General features: G+C 38.7%; 14 protein-coding genes and 1 pseudogene. 8 read left to right on the top strand and 7 right to left on the bottom strand.

Features of this window, described 5'->3' with window-relative positions; translation table 11 throughout:
- Positions 1–36 precede the first annotated feature (36 nt).
- The 4 genes from GQS55_RS07290 to GQS55_RS07280 all read right to left on the bottom strand — a co-directional run bounded on the left by GQS55_RS07290 (position 37) and on the right by GQS55_RS07280 (position 3,504).
- Complete coding sequence (locus GQS55_RS07290; protein ID WP_159819311.1) at positions 37–1,203, bottom strand: acyl-CoA dehydrogenase family protein; 1,167 nt, start codon at positions 1,201–1,203, stop codon at positions 37–39.
- A 303-nt stretch (positions 1,204–1,506) separates the two neighbouring features.
- A complete protein-coding gene (locus tag GQS55_RS20270; protein WP_442872192.1) occupies positions 1,507–1,740 on the bottom strand; it encodes a hypothetical protein in 234 nt (77 codons plus the stop codon).
- Between the two features lie 88 nt (positions 1,741–1,828).
- Entirely contained in the window at positions 1,829–2,755 is a 927-nt protein-coding gene (locus GQS55_RS07285; RefSeq protein ID WP_159819309.1) for an electron transfer flavoprotein subunit alpha/FixB family protein, read from the bottom strand.
- Positions 2,752–3,504 carry an electron transfer flavoprotein subunit beta/FixA family protein gene (locus GQS55_RS07280; RefSeq protein WP_159819307.1) on the bottom strand — a complete coding sequence of 251 codons (753 nt, stop codon included), beginning with the start codon at positions 3,502–3,504 and terminating at the stop codon, positions 2,752–2,754. Before GQS55_RS07280 ends, GQS55_RS07285 begins: the two co-directional genes overlap by 4 nt.
- Before the next feature lie 185 nt (positions 3,505–3,689).
- Here GQS55_RS07280 and GQS55_RS07275 point away from each other — a divergent pair, with 185 nt between their 5' ends.
- The 3 genes from GQS55_RS07275 to GQS55_RS19830 all read left to right on the top strand — a co-directional run bounded on the left by GQS55_RS07275 (position 3,690) and on the right by GQS55_RS19830 (position 6,918).
- Entirely contained in the window at positions 3,690–5,351 is a 1,662-nt protein-coding gene (locus GQS55_RS07275; protein ID WP_159819305.1) for an electron transfer flavoprotein-ubiquinone oxidoreductase, read from the top strand.
- A gap of 214 nt (positions 5,352–5,565) precedes the next feature.
- Positions 5,566–6,459, top strand: coding sequence for an enoyl-CoA hydratase-related protein (locus GQS55_RS19970; protein WP_328698894.1), 894 nt, complete (start codon positions 5,566–5,568; stop codon positions 6,457–6,459).
- A 21-nt stretch (positions 6,460–6,480) separates the two neighbouring features.
- Positions 6,481–6,918, top strand: a complete 438-nt coding sequence (locus tag GQS55_RS19830) for an NAD(P)H-dependent flavin oxidoreductase (RefSeq protein WP_201294587.1) — start codon at positions 6,481–6,483, stop codon at positions 6,916–6,918.
- A 452-nt stretch (positions 6,919–7,370) separates the two neighbouring features.
- Here the strand turns inward: GQS55_RS19830 and fadR are convergent, their stop codons facing one another.
- Positions 7,371–8,081, bottom strand: a complete 711-nt coding sequence (gene fadR / locus GQS55_RS07265) for a fatty acid metabolism transcriptional regulator FadR (RefSeq protein WP_159819303.1) — start codon at positions 8,079–8,081, stop codon at positions 7,371–7,373.
- Positions 8,082–8,452: 371 nt separating this feature from the next.
- Between fadR and GQS55_RS07260 the strand changes: the two genes are divergently transcribed.
- Positions 8,453–9,220, top strand: a complete 768-nt coding sequence (locus GQS55_RS07260; RefSeq protein WP_159819301.1) for a VOC family protein — start codon at positions 8,453–8,455, stop codon at positions 9,218–9,220.
- A complete protein-coding gene (locus GQS55_RS07255) occupies positions 9,217–9,744 on the top strand; it encodes a VOC family protein (protein ID WP_159819299.1) in 528 nt (175 codons plus the stop codon). Before GQS55_RS07260 ends, GQS55_RS07255 begins: the two co-directional genes overlap by 4 nt.
- A gap of 230 nt (positions 9,745–9,974) precedes the next feature.
- Here GQS55_RS07255 and GQS55_RS07250 read toward each other — a convergent pair whose 3' ends face one another.
- Together GQS55_RS07250 and GQS55_RS07245 are read right to left on the bottom strand one after the other, a co-directional pair.
- Complete coding sequence (locus GQS55_RS07250) at positions 9,975–11,255, bottom strand: hypothetical protein (protein ID WP_159819297.1); 1,281 nt, start codon at positions 11,253–11,255, stop codon at positions 9,975–9,977.
- Between the two features lie 1,708 nt (positions 11,256–12,963).
- Positions 12,964–13,107: pseudogene (locus GQS55_RS07245) on the bottom strand (transposase); the annotation flags it as partial.
- A 620-nt stretch (positions 13,108–13,727) separates the two neighbouring features.
- Between GQS55_RS07245 and GQS55_RS07240 the strand changes: the two are divergent.
- The 3 genes from GQS55_RS07240 (at position 13,728) to GQS55_RS07230 (ending at position 16,943) form a co-directional block, all read left to right on the top strand.
- Positions 13,728–14,507 carry an enoyl-CoA hydratase gene (locus GQS55_RS07240; RefSeq protein ID WP_159819295.1) on the top strand — a complete coding sequence of 260 codons (780 nt, stop codon included), beginning with the start codon at positions 13,728–13,730 and terminating at the stop codon, positions 14,505–14,507.
- Positions 14,508–14,763: 256 nt separating this feature from the next.
- On the top strand, positions 14,764–15,870 hold the full coding sequence (locus GQS55_RS07235) for an NADH:flavin oxidoreductase (protein WP_159819293.1): 1,107 nt from the start codon (positions 14,764–14,766) through the stop codon (positions 15,868–15,870).
- 95 nt (positions 15,871–15,965) lie between these two features.
- Positions 15,966–16,943 carry an NAD(P)H-dependent flavin oxidoreductase gene (locus tag GQS55_RS07230; RefSeq protein ID WP_159819291.1) on the top strand — a complete coding sequence of 326 codons (978 nt, stop codon included), beginning with the start codon at positions 15,966–15,968 and terminating at the stop codon, positions 16,941–16,943.
- Positions 16,944–17,118: the final 175 nt, after the last annotated feature.

Here is a 17,118-nt window from a genome sequence, read left to right as displayed (position 1 = left end):
TAAACTATTATTGAAACCTAAATTGATAATACGGTGCTAACGAATAATATCGGTTGCACCCTCTTCTAAAATACGTCGTGCCGTAATCACACGCATAATTTCATTAGTACCTTCAAGAATTTGGTGAACACGCGAATCGCGCATATATCGCTCGATAGGATACTCTTTGATATAACCGTAACCACCGTGTAATTGCAGTGCTTCGTTACAAACATTAAAGCCAACATCTGTTGCAAAACGCTTTGCCATCGCGCAATAAGTAGATTTATCTGCATCATTTATATCTATTTTACTTGCCGCTAATCGAATCATTTGCCGTGCAGCAACTAATTCTGTCACCATATCGGCTAGCTTAAACTGTAAGGCTTGAAATGCCGCTAATGGTTTATCAAATTGTTTACGCTCATTCATATAAGCTTGTGATAAGTTAACACATGCCTGTGCTGCGCCAATTGAACAACTAGCAATATTAATTCGACCTCCGTCCAACCCTTTCATCGCAATTTTAAAACCTTCACCTTCAACACCTAATAAGCAATTTGCCGGCAATACAGCATTTTCAAAACTAATGGCGCGGGTAGGTTGTGAGTTCCAGCCCATTTTGTCTTCATTTTTACCATACGTAACACCAGGAAGGTCAGCGGGTACTGCAAAAGCTGATATACCTCTAGCGCCGTCTGATTGAGTACCCGTTCGTGCCATAACAACCAATACATCAGTTTCACCTGCACCACTGATAAACATTTTGCTACCGTTAAGAAGGTAATTATCACCGTCTTTTTTTGCAGTAGTGCGCAATGATCCAGCGTCACTGCCAGCGCCAGGTTCAGTTAAGCAATATGAAGCAAGTTTTTCGCCCATCACTAAATCACTACACCATTGCTGTTTGATTGACTCGGTTCCCCAAGTTGAAATCATCCAACTCGCCATATTATGGATAGAAATAAATGCTGCAGTTGAAGTGCAACCTACAGCTAATTCCTCTAAAATAATGGAAGTATCTAAACGCGATAAATTCAAACCACCCGTATCTTCTGGGCAGTACATTGCCATAAATCCTAATTCACCAGCTTTTTTAAACAAAGCTTTAGGAAATATTTTTTTATCATCCCATTCACTCGCAAACGGCTTCATCTCTCCCGTTGAGAAATTTCGAGCAGCATCTTGAAAGGCTAATTGCTCATCGTTCAGTAAAAAATTCATAAATGCCCTTTATCCAAATTATTATCAGTTGAATTTGATTGTGTTTTTGTCTTTTAATCATCCACAACATGAACTTTATTGTTTTATTAAAATTTATTTAACTATAGAAAAACCGCATACCTTGATTCATTTTTTTACTGGAAATAATTTCAATTCTAAATTCATTAACTCTGGCTGCTCGCTTAAATTTCCTGCGCATACTGATTTTACTCGGGTGAAGTAATGATAAATTCAGTACAAAACGTCTAATCATGCCAACATTTTCATTCGCTCTCGTGTTACGTTATGAAAATAGGTTGCGATTTAGTTATTTAGGATTATTTTTAACACATTACACATAACACATAATACATAACTGCCGTTCTTTACGATTTTAGTCACGATTTTCTTTTGTGTGATCATTGCGTCTGCACTGACGATAGCCCCTAAGATATTCAATGTATCTAACATCTCTAATACGCTAGCGTTTTCATTTTTCTTACCCTCACTTCTCGCCTGTGATAATGAAAGTCCACTGGATTTACTCCATGCAGTGATACTGTGTAAAGGAGGCTATTAGATCACGTTATTGCTTAAAGCACGATCTTGTCCTGGTTTCTGGCCAATGTTTTATTAAAAGTTAAACTTATAGCTTACTTTCAAGCTCTGGAAGCGCATCAAATAAATCAGCAACAATACCGTAATCAGCAACTTGGAAAATAGGTGCTTCAGGATCTTTGTTGATAGCGACGATGACTTTTGAATCTTTCATGCCCGCTAAATGTTGAATTGCACCACTAATACCAACGGCGATGTATAAATCAGGCGCAACAATTTTACCTGTTTGACCTACTTGCATATCGTTAGGTACAAAGCCTGCATCAACAGCAGCACGAGAAGCACCAATAGCAGCGCCTAGTTTGTCTGCAATACCGTCAAGTAATTTGAAGTTGTCGCCATTTTGCATGCCACGACCACCAGAAATAATAACGCTCGCAGCGCCTAAGTCAGGACGTTCAGATTTAGTTAATACGTCACTTACGTGGCTTGAAGTTCCTGCATCTGTAACAATATCTAGTGCGACAACTTCTGCATTGCCATCAGTTGCTACGGCGTCAAAGCCTGTTGAACGTACTGTAATTACTTTTTTGTTGTCTAAGCTTTGCACTGTGGCAATAGCATTGCCCGCATAAATGGGACGAACAAAGGTATCACTACTTTCTACAGCGATGATATCTGAAATTTGAGTTACATCTAATAACGCAGCAACGCGAGGCATAAAGTTTTTGCCTGTTGTTAGTGCAGTTGCAATAATGTGCTCATAATCGCTAGCTAACTCAACAACTAATAAACTCACGTTTTCTGCTAGTTGATGTTCATAAATAGCATTGTCAGCAACTAAAACTTTACTTACGCCATTTACTTTAGCGGCAGCATCAACAACACTTTGGCAATTATAACCAGCAACTAATAAGGTAATATCACCACCAATAGCTTGCGCTGCGGCAACTGTTTTAAGTGTTTCAGTTTTTAATGTACTGTTATCGTGTTCTGCAAATACTAAAATACTCATGAGATCACCTTGGCTTCATTTTTCAATTTTTCTACTAATTCATCAATTGTTTCAACAATAATACCCGCTTTACGCTCAGCTGGTGGCGTTACTTTTAGTAACTTAGTTCGTGGTGCTAAATCAATACCGAAATCAGCAGCATTTTTAACATCTAATGGTTTGCGTTTAGCTTTCATTATATTAGGTAGTGAAGCATAACGAGGTTCATTTAGTCGTAAATCTGTTGTTACAATAGCCGGTAATGTTAGTGCAACAGTTTGCAAACCGCCGTCAACTTCACGCGTTACATGCACTTTATCGCCTTCAATTTTTACTTCAGAGGCAAAGGTACCTTGCGCCATACCAGTTAGTGCACCTAACATTTGTCCTGTTTGGTTATTATCACTATCAATGGCTTGTTTACCTAAGATAACTAATTGAGGTTGCTCTTCTTCAACAATTTTTTGTAAAAGTTTAGCAATATTCAATGAATCTAAATTTTCACTGGTTTCAATTTGAATAGCACGGTCTGCGCCTAAAGCAAGTGCAGTACGTAGCTGTTCTTGACAAGATTTATCACCAATTGATACAGCGATAACTTCTGTTGCAATACCTGCTTCTTTAAGGCGAACGGCTTCTTCTACGGCTATTTCACAAAAAGGGTTGATTGCCATTTTTACATTAGCAAGATCTACATTTGAATGATCGGGTTTTACGCGAACTTTGACGTTATAGTCAATAACACGTTTTATCGGAACTAATACTTTCATTGTTTCCTCTGCTTATATTTTTAATGATTTTAATCTCGTTACTATTTATTTAGCTACGATAACTATATTATGCTGATGCGTATTGTATGACAACATTACTTTGCTTGGCAACCACAATTAATATAAAATCAACCCTCTTAGATTTCATTCATTAATAAAATAAAACTAAAAAATTGGGAGATACCATGGAACGTGAATCGATGGAATTTGACGTTGTAATTGTTGGTGCAGGTCCTGCTGGTTTATCAACAGCATGTCGTTTAATGCAGTTGGCGCAAGAAAAGCAACAAGAGCTAATGGTGTGTGTTGTTGAAAAAGGCTCTGAAGTAGGTGCCCATATTATTTCTGGTGCAGTGTTTGAACCAAGAGCTTTGAATGAGTTATTTCCTGATTGGCAGGAAAAAGGCGCACCGTTAACAACAAAAGTTACTGGCGATGATATTTATTTACTTAATAGTGAAAGTAATGGTATTAAATTACCAGGATTTTCTGTGCCAAAAACTATGCATAATGACGGTAACTACATTGCTAGTATGGGCAATGTTTGTCGTTGGCTTGCTGAGCAAGCAGAGCAATTAGGTGTTGAAATATTCCCGGGTTTTCCTGCTCAAAGTGTTATTTACAATGATGATGGCAGTGTTGGCGGTATTATTACTGGTGACATGGGTTTAGATGCCCAGGGGAAAGAAAAAGATTCTTTTATGCCGGGTATGGAGCTTCGAGCTAAATATACTGTTTTTGCCGAAGGTTGTCGTGGACACTTGGGTAAAGAATTAATTGCAAAGTTCAATTTAGATAGTGATGCTTCTCCTCAGCATTATGGTTTAGGTTTTAAAGAAATTTGGGATATTGACCCTGCTAAACACCAAGAAGGTTTAGTTGTTCATACTGCAGGTTGGCCACTAGAAAAAGATACTACCGGTGGTGGCTATTTATATCATGCGGAGAATAACCAAGTGTTTGTTGGTTTAATTGTAGATTTAAATTATAGCAATCCGCATTTAAGCCCTTTTGATGAATTTCAGCGTTATAAGCATCATCCTAAAATTAGTCAGTACCTTGACGGCGGTAAGCGTGTTTCTTATGGTGCACGTGCTATGGCAAAAGGTGGTTTTAATTCACTTCCTAAAATGACTATGCCGGGTGCATTATTAGTAGGTTGTGATGCAGGAACGATTAACTTTGCTAAAATCAAAGGTAATCATACTGCGATGAAATCAGGTATGTTAGCCGCAGAAGCTATTATTGAAACATTGATTACCAGTGATGGCGTTAAGGAAGAAGGTAAGCAAGATTTAACCTTATATACTGATAAGTTTAAAAATTCATGGTTATATGATGAATTATATAATACGCGTAACTTTGGTCCTGCTATGCATAAGTTTGGTACCATGTTAGGTGGTGCGTATAATATGATTGATCAAAACTTCTTTGGTGGTAAATTACCGTTTAATTTTAAAGATGACACGGTAGATTACGATCAGCTTAAACTGGCTTCAGAAGTTGCTGTGATTAAATACCCTAAACCCGATAATAAATTGAGTTTTGATAAACTTTCTTCGGTATTTTTATCCAATACAAACCATGAAGAAGAGCAACCTTGTCACTTAAAATTAGCGGATAGTAGTATTCCTATTAGTGTTAATTTGGCTAAATATAATGAGCCTGCGCAGCGTTATTGTCCTGCTGGGGTTTATGAAGTGGAGAAAACGGCAGAGGGCGATAAGTTTGTTATCAATGCTCAAAACTGTATTCATTGTAAAACGTGTGATATTAAAGATCCAAGCCAAAATATCACTTGGGTTACACCAGAAGGAACTGGTGGTCCAAACTATCCTAATATGTAGTTAATCTGAGCTCGGTTTAACAAATGTTTCTCTAGCAGCTATTTTTCCTTACTTTTTTGTTAAATTTACTTCCAATAGACCATCTATTGACGCGAAATTTGCCTTGAATTATGAAAAAATATCAAACGACCTCCCCTGTACTGTTCGAACAAATCGGTAAAGTGGCACTCATTACACTTAACCCCCTGATAGACTTAACGTCATATAAGAGGGACTGAACATCGTCCTTATTAACGCCATTAAAAGCGCTGATGTTACAAAAGACATTAACGTTATCGTTTTGACCGGTGCTGGTCGCGCATTTTGTGCAGGTGTTGACTTCAAAGATATTGCTGAGAATGATTCTAATATCATTGAGAGTCGTGAGATGACGGAAACTTTTGAACAATGTAAAAAACCGATTATCGGCGCCATTAACAGCGCAGCAATGACTGGTGGGCTTGAACTGGCGCTTTACTGCGATTTTCTTTATGCGGCAGACTCAGCCAGATTTGGGGATACACACGCAAAAGTAGGGTTGATGCCTACGTGGGGAATGTCTCAAAAATTACCACGAATTATAGGTATTAATCGCACTCGCGAAATGAGCTTATCTGGAAATATCATAGACGCCTCGGCTGCGATGCAATGGGGATTAGTGAATAAGCTGTGCAGTAAAGATACCCTGCTAGATGAAACACTCACTAAAGCCCACTCAATTGCAGAGCATATCCAAGTTAATACTCAAAACCTGAAAAAACTCATGAACGAGGGCTGGAAGTCGACGTTAGAGCAAGGGTTATTGCTAGAAGAAAAATACTCATACCCGCACAATAGAACGGTAGATTTAACCGCCCTAACACAACCAACGCCAGAAGCACTACGAGAAGAAATAGCGCGTTGTCGCACCATGACAGACAAACCTTTTGGCGTAAACATTACCATTTTACCGTCTATCACTCCACCTCCTTACGAAGATTTTGCAAAAATTATTATCGAAAGCGGCGTGAAAGTAGTAGAAACGGCAGGCAGAAGTCCTGAAGCATTTATGCCTGCATTTAAAGCCGCTGGCATCAAAGTTATTCATAAATACACCTTTGTACGTTACGCCCTAAAAGCTGAAAACTAGGTTGTGATGCAGTGAGTGTTGATGGCTTTGAATATGCAAGCCCCCCCTGAAGAAGACGTAACTAATCTTGTCTTATTACCCACCGTGTTTACCAAACTAACCATTCCAATTGTTGCGTCTGGTGGTATAGCGACAGGATCTCAAATGGCCGCTGTCATGGTATTGGGCGCTGAAGGCGTTAATATGGGCACACGATTTGTTGCCACTCAAGAGGCACCTGTTCATGAGAATATGAAACAGGCCATCGTAGAAGCCAGAGAAACAGATACCACCTTAATGTTTCGTGCACTTAACAGCACGGCTCGCGTATTTAAAAATGTTATTGCCAAGCAGGTTGTTGCAATAGAAGCTAAAGACGGATCGACAGATTTTAGCGATTTACAGCCTTTAGTGGCGGGTGCACGTGGTAGAGAGCGCTATGTAGATTTTTTCAGGCTATTGCAAAAAAATAACAAATGAGTCGTTTAATTAACACAAATACAAACAGCCCCTCGAATGTACGGATGGCAGTATCCCATCCGTTATTCATTAATTTCCATCATTTATTCAATTGAGAGATTAACTTTATTATAAATATTGCTTTTGAACAAAATCAGTCATCTCTGAAGCTAATTCTTCTGAGCGTTCGATATAATATTCCAATAAGCAAGTCTGTTTTTATCAATCACTTTTTCAAAGTCAGTTCTATTACTTATCTTGTTATAAGGAAGTGACTCAATAAAACGATTAGATTGGCAAAGCACAACATTTTCGTCGTAGTTTTCAGTGTTAAATGCCCTATTTAAGCTTTTATCGAACCAACCGAGTTTTATGATTGAATTAAAATGAGGATACAAGGTTTTTTAATAAGCCCGCAAGTATTTATGCTCTTTGCTTAATAAGCACAATTTCTTGTGTTAGTTTGTAGTCGTTTATTCGGATAACTCTTTAAGTACATCATCTTTAAGCTCTAACCAAATTTTGCCTGACTCAACACCATATTCACGTACACAAAATGAAGATTCATCGAATTTATTTTTACTGGCTAACTCGATTAAATTTTTATAATAAACACGTGTAATGTCACGACCTTTAGGGTTAGTATAATATAATAAACCTAGACGTGAATATAGACCTTTAAAACCATTCAAAATAAGTAAATAAATAGAGTTACCTGCAACCGAAGCTAATTCTATATTCAGTCGATAATCGAACTCAGCAAATGCTTGACTTGTATCTTCAATATTTTCATACGTTTTGATTAATTCAATCGTTTTTTTAGGGTTTTTTTTAATCGCACTGCGAACATAAATTGCGCTAATATTAGTTCTTGCAGACATTAAGTTATCAACTAAATCAGGAACCCCTTCTTGGTCAAGTTGAGTGAGTGTTTCAAGAATATTTAAACTACACGTATCCCAAAAGTTATTCACTTTAGTGGGTTTACCATGTTTAATGGTCAACCAACCATCGCGTGAAAGTCGTTGTAAAACTTCACGTAACGTTGTCCGAGTAACACCTATATGTTCAGACAACACTCGTTCAGCCGGTAATATTGAGCCAGGCGGAAAACCTCCATTCCAAATTGACTCAACAATATATTGCTCTGCAAATCCTGCAGGGCTTTGTACTTTAATAACCATACTACTCCAAACGGTATCTAAAATTTCAACTATTAACTACATGTACCAAAATATGTATTTGGTACATGTAGTTAAATATAACGAAGTATATTTTTTGTCAGCACGGGAGGTAGTTATATTGTATATAGTAACCACCCGTGATATTGTATTACAATAATACATTACCATAATGCGGTTTAATTACTATAAGTAAATCATTGAAGTTAAATATTATTTAACTTCTTAGCCTAGTTGTCGAAATACTGTCCGTCAGCCGTCATACACTGGCCCCTTAAAATAACGAAAAAAAACGTACTAAAAAAGATATGAGTAGAGAATATTTATCTGAAAATAGATAACTAACATCACTATAAATATTAAAAGGAAAAAAGATGACTTTACAACCCAACGGATTTAATCACGTTGCTATTTCAACGTCAGATATGAGAAAAACACTACTCTATTTTAATGATGTCTTAGGATTCCCCCTTGCTGCATTATACTGGATGCACGGCGTGAAGGGCACTATCCATGGCTTTTTAACAATTAATGAATCTGCATTACTAGCCTTTGTTTACCACCCAACAGTTAGTACTAACATTCAGGTGGGCAAGACTCACCCAGGTACTATGGATGGAACAAGTACTAGAGGGACCATGCATCATCTATCTTTCAACGTTGAATCTATTGAAGGTTTAGCCAACTTGAAAGATAGATTAACAGCTAAAGGTATTGCATTTACCACACCTAAATCTAATAATTGCTCAATACAATTTTCCGGACCAGAAGGAATGTTGCTGGAAGTAGCCTGTAAGCAAGAGACTAATGAAGACGATCTTTGGGACAACGATGCAGCGCTTGCCGTAGGCATTGATGAAAATGAGCTAGAAAAATTGAAGCACCCTAAAGCTTATAGCAATTCAAACTCACCTATAAAAAATGTCCCTATTGGACAAGACGCAGGATTCAGGATGCACTATCCTCCAGCTCTTTATAGAACTATGATTTCTGTATCAGATGAAACGTTATTCAATTTTACACAAGAAGCTCTTCCTCCCAATCAAAAATCGCCCTTCCAAATGCGAAAAGTAACTGCAGGACTGACTTTATTCTCACATTTCTTGTATCACGCTATTTTTAATTCCTGGAGAAAGCTATGAAAAATATTCAGCTAAATGACTATAGTAATTTAGAACTTAATACGAAAGACATGAAGTCAACACTAGCATATTTTTCTGATGTACTTGCCTTACCTTTGGTATCTATAAAATGGGCCGATCAGTCCAAAGCAGCAGTTCGAGCAGTGATGCAACTTAATAAAAATTCAATGATTTCATTTCTATGTACTTTACGTACAAGTGACGTTATTGAACTTGGTGTCACTCATTCTATAAATGCTGGCGACTCTACTACGGCTGGAACATTACAGCATAACGCTTTAAATGTTGATTCGCTTGAAGATTTATTAGCAATGCGCGACAGAATAAGATCTTGCGGTGTTCACTGTGTAGGCCCTATGGACCACGGTTTTTGCCAATCTATTTATTTTGTTGGGCCTGACGAAACTGCACTCGAAATATCAACATTAACGACAAATAATATCAGAGAATGGATAGAGCCTAGTACAGTAGAAGCTGCCGGAGTCACCAAGGAAGAAATGAAAAAATTATTAGGCGGTGATTAGTTTGTGTAGAACAAAGCGCTCATTCATTGATCGCATCTTATTCTTTATTACTCCGTTTATCTAGCACTACCCCAGCAATTCTCGGTGATTTGGCTTTTGATGAGCTAAAATGACTTTTTCAGTCATTTTTCAGTTTTTTGTTAACTTACCGCTCGACAATTGTTTTTCAACTTTTCTTTCAGGCACAGGTCGAGTAATACAGTTAAGTGCTCTATTTTAAATATATCGACTTATATTTTTTTAGCCTTCATGTCCTCATAGTTATCAGGGTTTAGCATTAAGTCCATTAATTGAGTCCAATCTTCTACTATAATCATCCTAATTGTGACTCTGAAGTTCTCCCATAAATGGGCTTTAGAGCCAAACGAGACGCGGCAAGCTTGGTACACTCCATCGGTCAATTCAAATATTTGATGGAAGTAAAAAGCAAGTAACGTCAGCAGGTACATGTTATAACTCAAGTTTTTATCACCATGACCGTAATTATGCTCTAGGTGGTAGCCTTGGTTTTTAAGTGTGTTGAAACACTCGTTTTCAATTTTCCATCGGCACCGGCCTGCCTTAGTCATAGCGATGACATTATCTTTACTCATTGCTATGTCGGTTACCCAGCTATGGGTCTTGGTGATTTTTCCTTGGCTGTTTTTGAACTGATATTGAAACCAATTCACCTTTATCGTCTTTTTATTGCCATTAAGAGGCACATCATTTTGCCACGTATAAATATGACTATTTCCTTTAGTATCCGTAAATTCAGTGGTTGGTAGCGTATCATAAGCGCTAAGCCACTCTACTAAATATTTATGATTACCTGGCTTGGCAACAAATAAATAGTGCATGTCACCGGCTATTGTTTCTTCAATCAGGGGCTGGTTTGACATTAAACCATCACCGCAGAGCATAAACTTCTGTCTGGGATGTGCTGCGGTTAAGTTGGCGATAAAGCGTTTAGATGCATTGAGCTCACAGTCTTGCTTCTTTGTGCCATCTTTATTTTTTATCGCTTCTGGCATGACAGGAATGACTTGTTTCTTATCAGGGTGCATGATGGCGCCTTGTAGGACGCCATGACTATAAGTGATTTCACCTGATTTATGCGCTTTGGTTAAACAACACTCACAATGCACTGAGGTAGAGCTATGGTATTGGGTACCATCAATTGTGCACATCAATACGTTGGGCATAATAGCGTAGTCTTCTAAATGCTTGTGCCGTCTTAGTTTTTCATGAAAGTCTTTAAAAATAGGTGCTAAGACTTCATTGGGTATGTTATCAAGCACACCACGTAATTGGTTATCACTAGGAATATTAGTCACGTTAAAAATGTTTTTAAGATTATTGCATTGATGTTTTTGCTCAAGACGTTTTTGCTCAAGACGTTTTTGAAAATGCAGTAATGAAGGGTCTTGAAAGAACATGCACGCAAAGGCGCTCATTAAAACATCATGCTGGCTGTAGGTACATTTACCTTGTTGACGACTGTCTGGAATATCGCTAAAACTTGTCGCCATCGATTTTCTAAGTGTTTTAAAGTTTAGGTGTTTTTTGTTTTAAATGATGATGCCATAAGATTACCAGATAATTAATTTGTTCTGATCTTGGCATTGATAAAAAGTTCAATAAATAATTTTATTTTTTTATTGAGACAAAAAATAGCGCGAAAAGTCTTTTTTTACTTTGGCTACAGGCCATAGTCTGCTTGATTGTTAATTTTACCTAGAACTGCTGGCACTACCCAGAATGCCCCCTCAAAAAACATAGCAGCCAACTAACGAGACTCGTAGGTTCCGTTAGTTGATTTTTATAAGCTAGCCCCACGTTGTCAACTTAAAATTACCCCATTGAATTTTGTAAAAAGTCCTTCGACATAAGAGTTATTCAACAACGGAAATAATTGACCGACCCTCGCACTTATTACGGGATCGGGCATTATTCGACCGTGTTAAGGTTCTTCAATTAATCCAAGTACCTGCAAGTAATTCAAACATTTGTGGATATACGCCTCATCCAAGCTAGGAATATCTGCTCCTGTACTCAAGTCATTAGCGAGCGACTTAAATTCTTCGCAATCAAATTGCACTCCTTCATCGTTGCGATAAGGCTATGCATAAACTCCCGTAATATCTACAGCTGAACGTTGCTTTTGTTCTTCCGGCAGAGAATTTAGCTTTTCTGAAAAGGGTTTGAACCACTCACCATGATCACCGACACGTGTTATTGGGTAACCCGCCGATTCAATCCAATCAACGAACGCATCAAGTGAATTACCATCATCTGCATGATAATTGGTAATGTTAAACGCCCGATATACCGGGCACTCGAAGCGGATGTGGCAACAACGGCTGCCGCGACAACATCAACGGGGAGACCTTCATAATGTGCCTGTATCCGGCTACTGTCAGCTGCTAGTTGATAAAATGACTTTGGCGCAAGACCGGTCACTATCAAGCTATAGATGAGATGAGTTAAAGTGATCTAACTATATTGGAGAGAGTTTTAGCGTAAAATAACAAACTCTCAGGAATAAAAAATGATCCAAGTAAAAAATATGAAATCACGAATTATTGTCTCTTCAGAGCAAAAATTAGAATTTGCTAAATTAATGGTTGATGAAGGCTATACAACAAAATAGATCATGGAAATATCAGGTGCTTTTTCGTCCGCAGTCGCTCGCTGGAAAAAACAATATTTATCTGAACTTAACGGAAATGCTCCAGACAATACAAAGGCCATCACTCCTGAGCCGACTGGCTAAAACCCAAGAAAGAAGAAACTACGCCAAGTAGACCTACGAGAATATGTCCTTGCTGTCACCATAAAATGCACTGCATCGGTATTACACGAACGCCCTAGCCGAAAGGCAAATACAATAAGGATAATGGCTATAATGAATAATAAAGAGAAAGGAAAACAAAGAAAGACAACATGAAACAGTAACGAATGACTCGGCGAAAAACATCAGTTATTTTACGTCTTAACTTCGTGCGTCTTGCGATCAGGTAATTGGTCGCAATCCCTTCAACAAACAAATCGCTATTTCCACTATAAAGAGAGCTTCGGGCTTGTCCAACCCCCGAATAAGGTGTCGGCTGCGCGACACCTATTCTTATTTGTTATGTGATTAACGCACACCAGGTAGAATTACTAAATTACCACCGTTACTGTGTTTTTCAATCCTAAGTTTCTTAAGGGGGCGTATGCTTCGGAGTTGAAGAACATGTTAGCAGATTCTTCGCTTTTGAATTTAGTTAGCCGTTCTATTGGGTTTAAATTGGGGCTGTAGGCAGGCAAATAATGCAGCGCCATTCCTAACTCCTTAGCTTTATTTACAACCTCTTCTTTTCTGTGATAACCCGCTCCATCTCTTTTATGTACTGATTAAAAATGAATTACACTACCGATGAATCCCACTCAAAACACATAAAAATGCCCGCCTTTTGAAACAGTATACACAATAATAGCAATGTATTACAAATGTACAATTATACAAAAATATAGTTTCATCTAATAATCTATCTTTTTAACTAACTTTTCAGGAATCTGCATGCATCAGATGAAAGCTATCATTTTCGAAATTACTGATAAACCACTGAAAATATCAAACCATGTACAATCCTCTAGCAACAAAGTCAAAGTTATTATTGGGCTATAGAGATAATTTACAATGAATCTATTCCAACCCAAACCACCTCCGTACGAGTACATAAAAGTAGAAACAAAACAAAATATTGAATGGCTAACATTAAACCGTCCCGAGTCACTTAACGCAATGAACCTATAAAAAATCAAACTAATGCTAATGTCCAATGTGCATAGTAGAAATTGATTTCAATAACTGCCCGTACATATATATAACTAGTAGGAAATAGATCACAGTACACATTAATAAATTTTTGTAATACAATGATACATTCCGTGTATTTAAAGTAAGATTCACGGCAGTTTAATTATCATTAATTCGCCAACTGATTTAAAGGAAAGCCATGAGTACTATAGAAGCAAATAATCAAGCACCCTCCCCTGTACTAACTGAACAAATCGGTAAGGTAGCACTTATTACACTTAACCGCCCAGGTAGACTTAACGCCATATCAGAGGGGATGACCAGCGCCCTCATTAACGCAATTAAAACCGCTGATGCTGCAAAAGACGTTAACGTTATCGTTTTGACCGGTGCTGGTCGCGCATTTTGTGCCGGTGTTGACCTCAAAGACATTGCTGACAATGATTCTAATATCGTTGAGGAGCGTGAGATGATGGAAACTTTCGAACAATGTAAAAAACCGATTATCGGCGCCATTAACGGCGCGGCCATGACAGGAGGGCTTGAACTGGCGCTTTACTGCGATTTTCTTTATGCGGCAGACTCAGCCATATTTGGAGATACACACGCCAAAGTAGGATTGATGCCTACGTGGGGAATGTCACAAAAATTACCACGGATTATTGGTATTAACCGCACACGCGAAATGAGCCTCTCCGGTGATATCATAGACGCATCAACTGCTATGCAATGGGGATTAGTCAATAAACTGTGTAGTAAAGAAACTCTGCTAGAAGAAACCCTCACTAAAGCCCAATCAATTGCTGAACATATCCAAATCAATACTCAAAACCTAAAGAAGCTCATCAACGAGGGATGGAAGTCGACGTTAGAGCAAGGATTGTTGTTGGAAGAAAAATACTCATTCCCTCACAATAAGACGGTAGATTTCGGCGAAATGATGGCCGTTTTAGAAAAAGTAAAAAAGAAAAATAGATAAATATACTTTTGAACTTGATACAACAAATACTCTACAACGAGACGCAACGACGTAGTAAAAAATAAGATGAAGACACGCATAACAGAAATATTAAATACCCAATTATCCAAGGCGGTCTTATGTGGTTAGGTCGCGCCGAGTATCCATCTGTCATCATTTGCTTCCTGAATCGTACGATAATAATGAAACTAGCGAGACAGCAGCGATCGGATCATAAATCAAAATGAGTTAAATAATTTTTGAAAAAGGTAAACACATGAATAAAAATATAGATTCACTATTTAAACCATTCAGCCTCAAAAGCTTGTCACTAGAAAATAGAATAGTGATGGCTCCTATGACGCGAGGATTTTCGCGTGGTGGTCTACCCACTTCTGATATGGCTGATTATTATCAACGTCGGGCTGAAGGTGGTACAGGTTTAATTATTACGGAAGGTACAACGATTAACGATCCAGTAGCTTCTATGGGAAAAGGCATCCCCTATTTCCACGGTGAACAAGCGCTGGCAGGTTGGGAAAATACAGTAAAAGCTGTGCATTCCTTCGGGGGCAAAATTATGCCTCAATTATGGCATGCAGGTATGATGCGCGATCCTAAAATATCTCCTAATTCAGAGTTATCAAGTATAGGACCTTCTGGTTTACTTCTCCCAGGAAAACAACTGACAGAGCCGATGACTTTGGCTCAAATTGAAAACGTAATTAAGGGATTTGCTGTCGCTGCGGCCGATGCAATGCGTATTGGTTTCGACGGAATTGAAATTCATGCGGCACATGGTTATCTTATTGATCAATTTTTCTGGAGTGGTACCAATCAACGAACAGATGAGTGGGGTGGGAGTATGGCCAATCGCGGGCGCTTTGCTGTAGAAATTATCAAAGCTATTCGTGCAGCAACGGCACCTGATTTCCCTATTGTATTTCGCTACTCTCAGTGGAAGCAGCAAGATTTCACGGTTCAGCTGTTAGAAACGCCGCAATTACTGGAGGAATTCTTAGCACCTTTATGTGATGCCGGTGTTGATATTTTCCATTGTTCAACTCGCCGCTACTGGGAAAGTGAATTTGAAGGAAGTGAACTGAATTTAGCCGGTTGGACCAAAAAAATCACCGGTAAACCTACCATCAGTGTTGGTTCGGTCGGACTTGGAGGTGACGATTTTATAAGCGCTATGGCCGGCAAAGGTGCGGCTACCCGTTCAATTGATGATTTGATTGAACGTATGGACAAGGGAGAGTTCGACTTGATCGCTGTTGGTCGTGCTTTATTACAAGATCCTAACTGGACAAACAAAATTCGGAACGGTAAATATGAAGAACTTGAGCAATACTCAGGAGATTCGATTAATACTTTGTCGTAATCACAACGTCAAAGACACTAAGGCGATAATGCTAACCTTTGACTAAACGGACAATTTTGTTTAGGCAATTGGTATAAAACATAGGAAACAATAAGATGAAGACACGTATAACAGAATTACTGAATATTAAATACCCAATTATCCAAGGTGGCATGATGTGGGTTGGACGTGCAGAGCTTGCTGCGGCGGTATCTAACGCAGGTGGTTTAGGCATTTTAACCGCCCTCACACAACCAACGCCTGAAGCTCTTAGAGAAGAAATAAAGCGTTGCCAAGGCATGACCGATAAACCGTTCGGTGTAAATATTACCCTTTTACCGTCTATCACACCTCCTCCTTACGAAGAATATGCACAAGTTATTATAGAAAGCGGTGTAAAAATAGTAGAAACCGCTGGAAGAAGTCCTGAGCCCTTCATGCCAGCATTTAAAGCGGCAGGTATTAAAGTTATTCATAAATGCACCTCGGTACGTCATGCCCTAAAAGCTGAAAAGATAGGGTGTGATGCGGTCAGTGTTGATGGTTTTGAATGTGCAGGCCACCCTGGTGAAGACGACGTAACCAATCTTGTCTTGTTACCTGCAGCATTCGCCAAACTAACCATTCCATTTGTTGCGTCTGGTGGTATAGCGACAGGCTCTCAAATGGCAGCGGCGATGGTATTGGGTGCTGAGGGCGTCAATATGGGCACACGATTTGTTGCCACTCAAGAAGCGCCTGTTCATGAAAACATGAAACAAGCCATCGTTGAAGCCAGCGAAACGGATACCACCTTAATGTTTCGTACACTCAATAACACGGCACGCGTATTTAAAAACGATATCGCCAAGCAAGTTGTTGCAATAGAAGCGAAAGATGGGCCGACAGACTTTAGCGATTTACAGCCGCTAGTGGCGGGTGCACGCGGTCGTGAGCGTTGTATAGAAAAAGGTGAAATCAATGATGGTATTTGGACAGTGGGGCAGGTTATAGGTCTTATTGATGACATCCCTACCTGTGAAGTGCTGATTAACCGTATGGTTACAGAAGCTAAAGCTAGCTTGCAATCACGTTTGGCAACATTTATCAGCTAGATGTTGTTGTTATAAACTATTGTCACTGCTGGTTTGAATAGCAAAGCCTCAACTTACGTATTCATACCACAGTGATCGCCTCAGTTACCATCGACTAAAGTGACTAAGGCGATTACATTTTGATTGATGGCGAATAGTATGGTCATCACACGCTAGATTTGAATGCTGATAAGCG

It is taken from the genome of Colwellia sp. 20A7 (assembly GCF_009832865.1).
Lineage (GTDB): Bacteria > Pseudomonadota > Gammaproteobacteria > Enterobacterales > Alteromonadaceae > Colwellia.
Note: the sequence above shows the minus strand (reverse complement) of the source record. Positions and strands in the feature narration are given on the sequence as shown.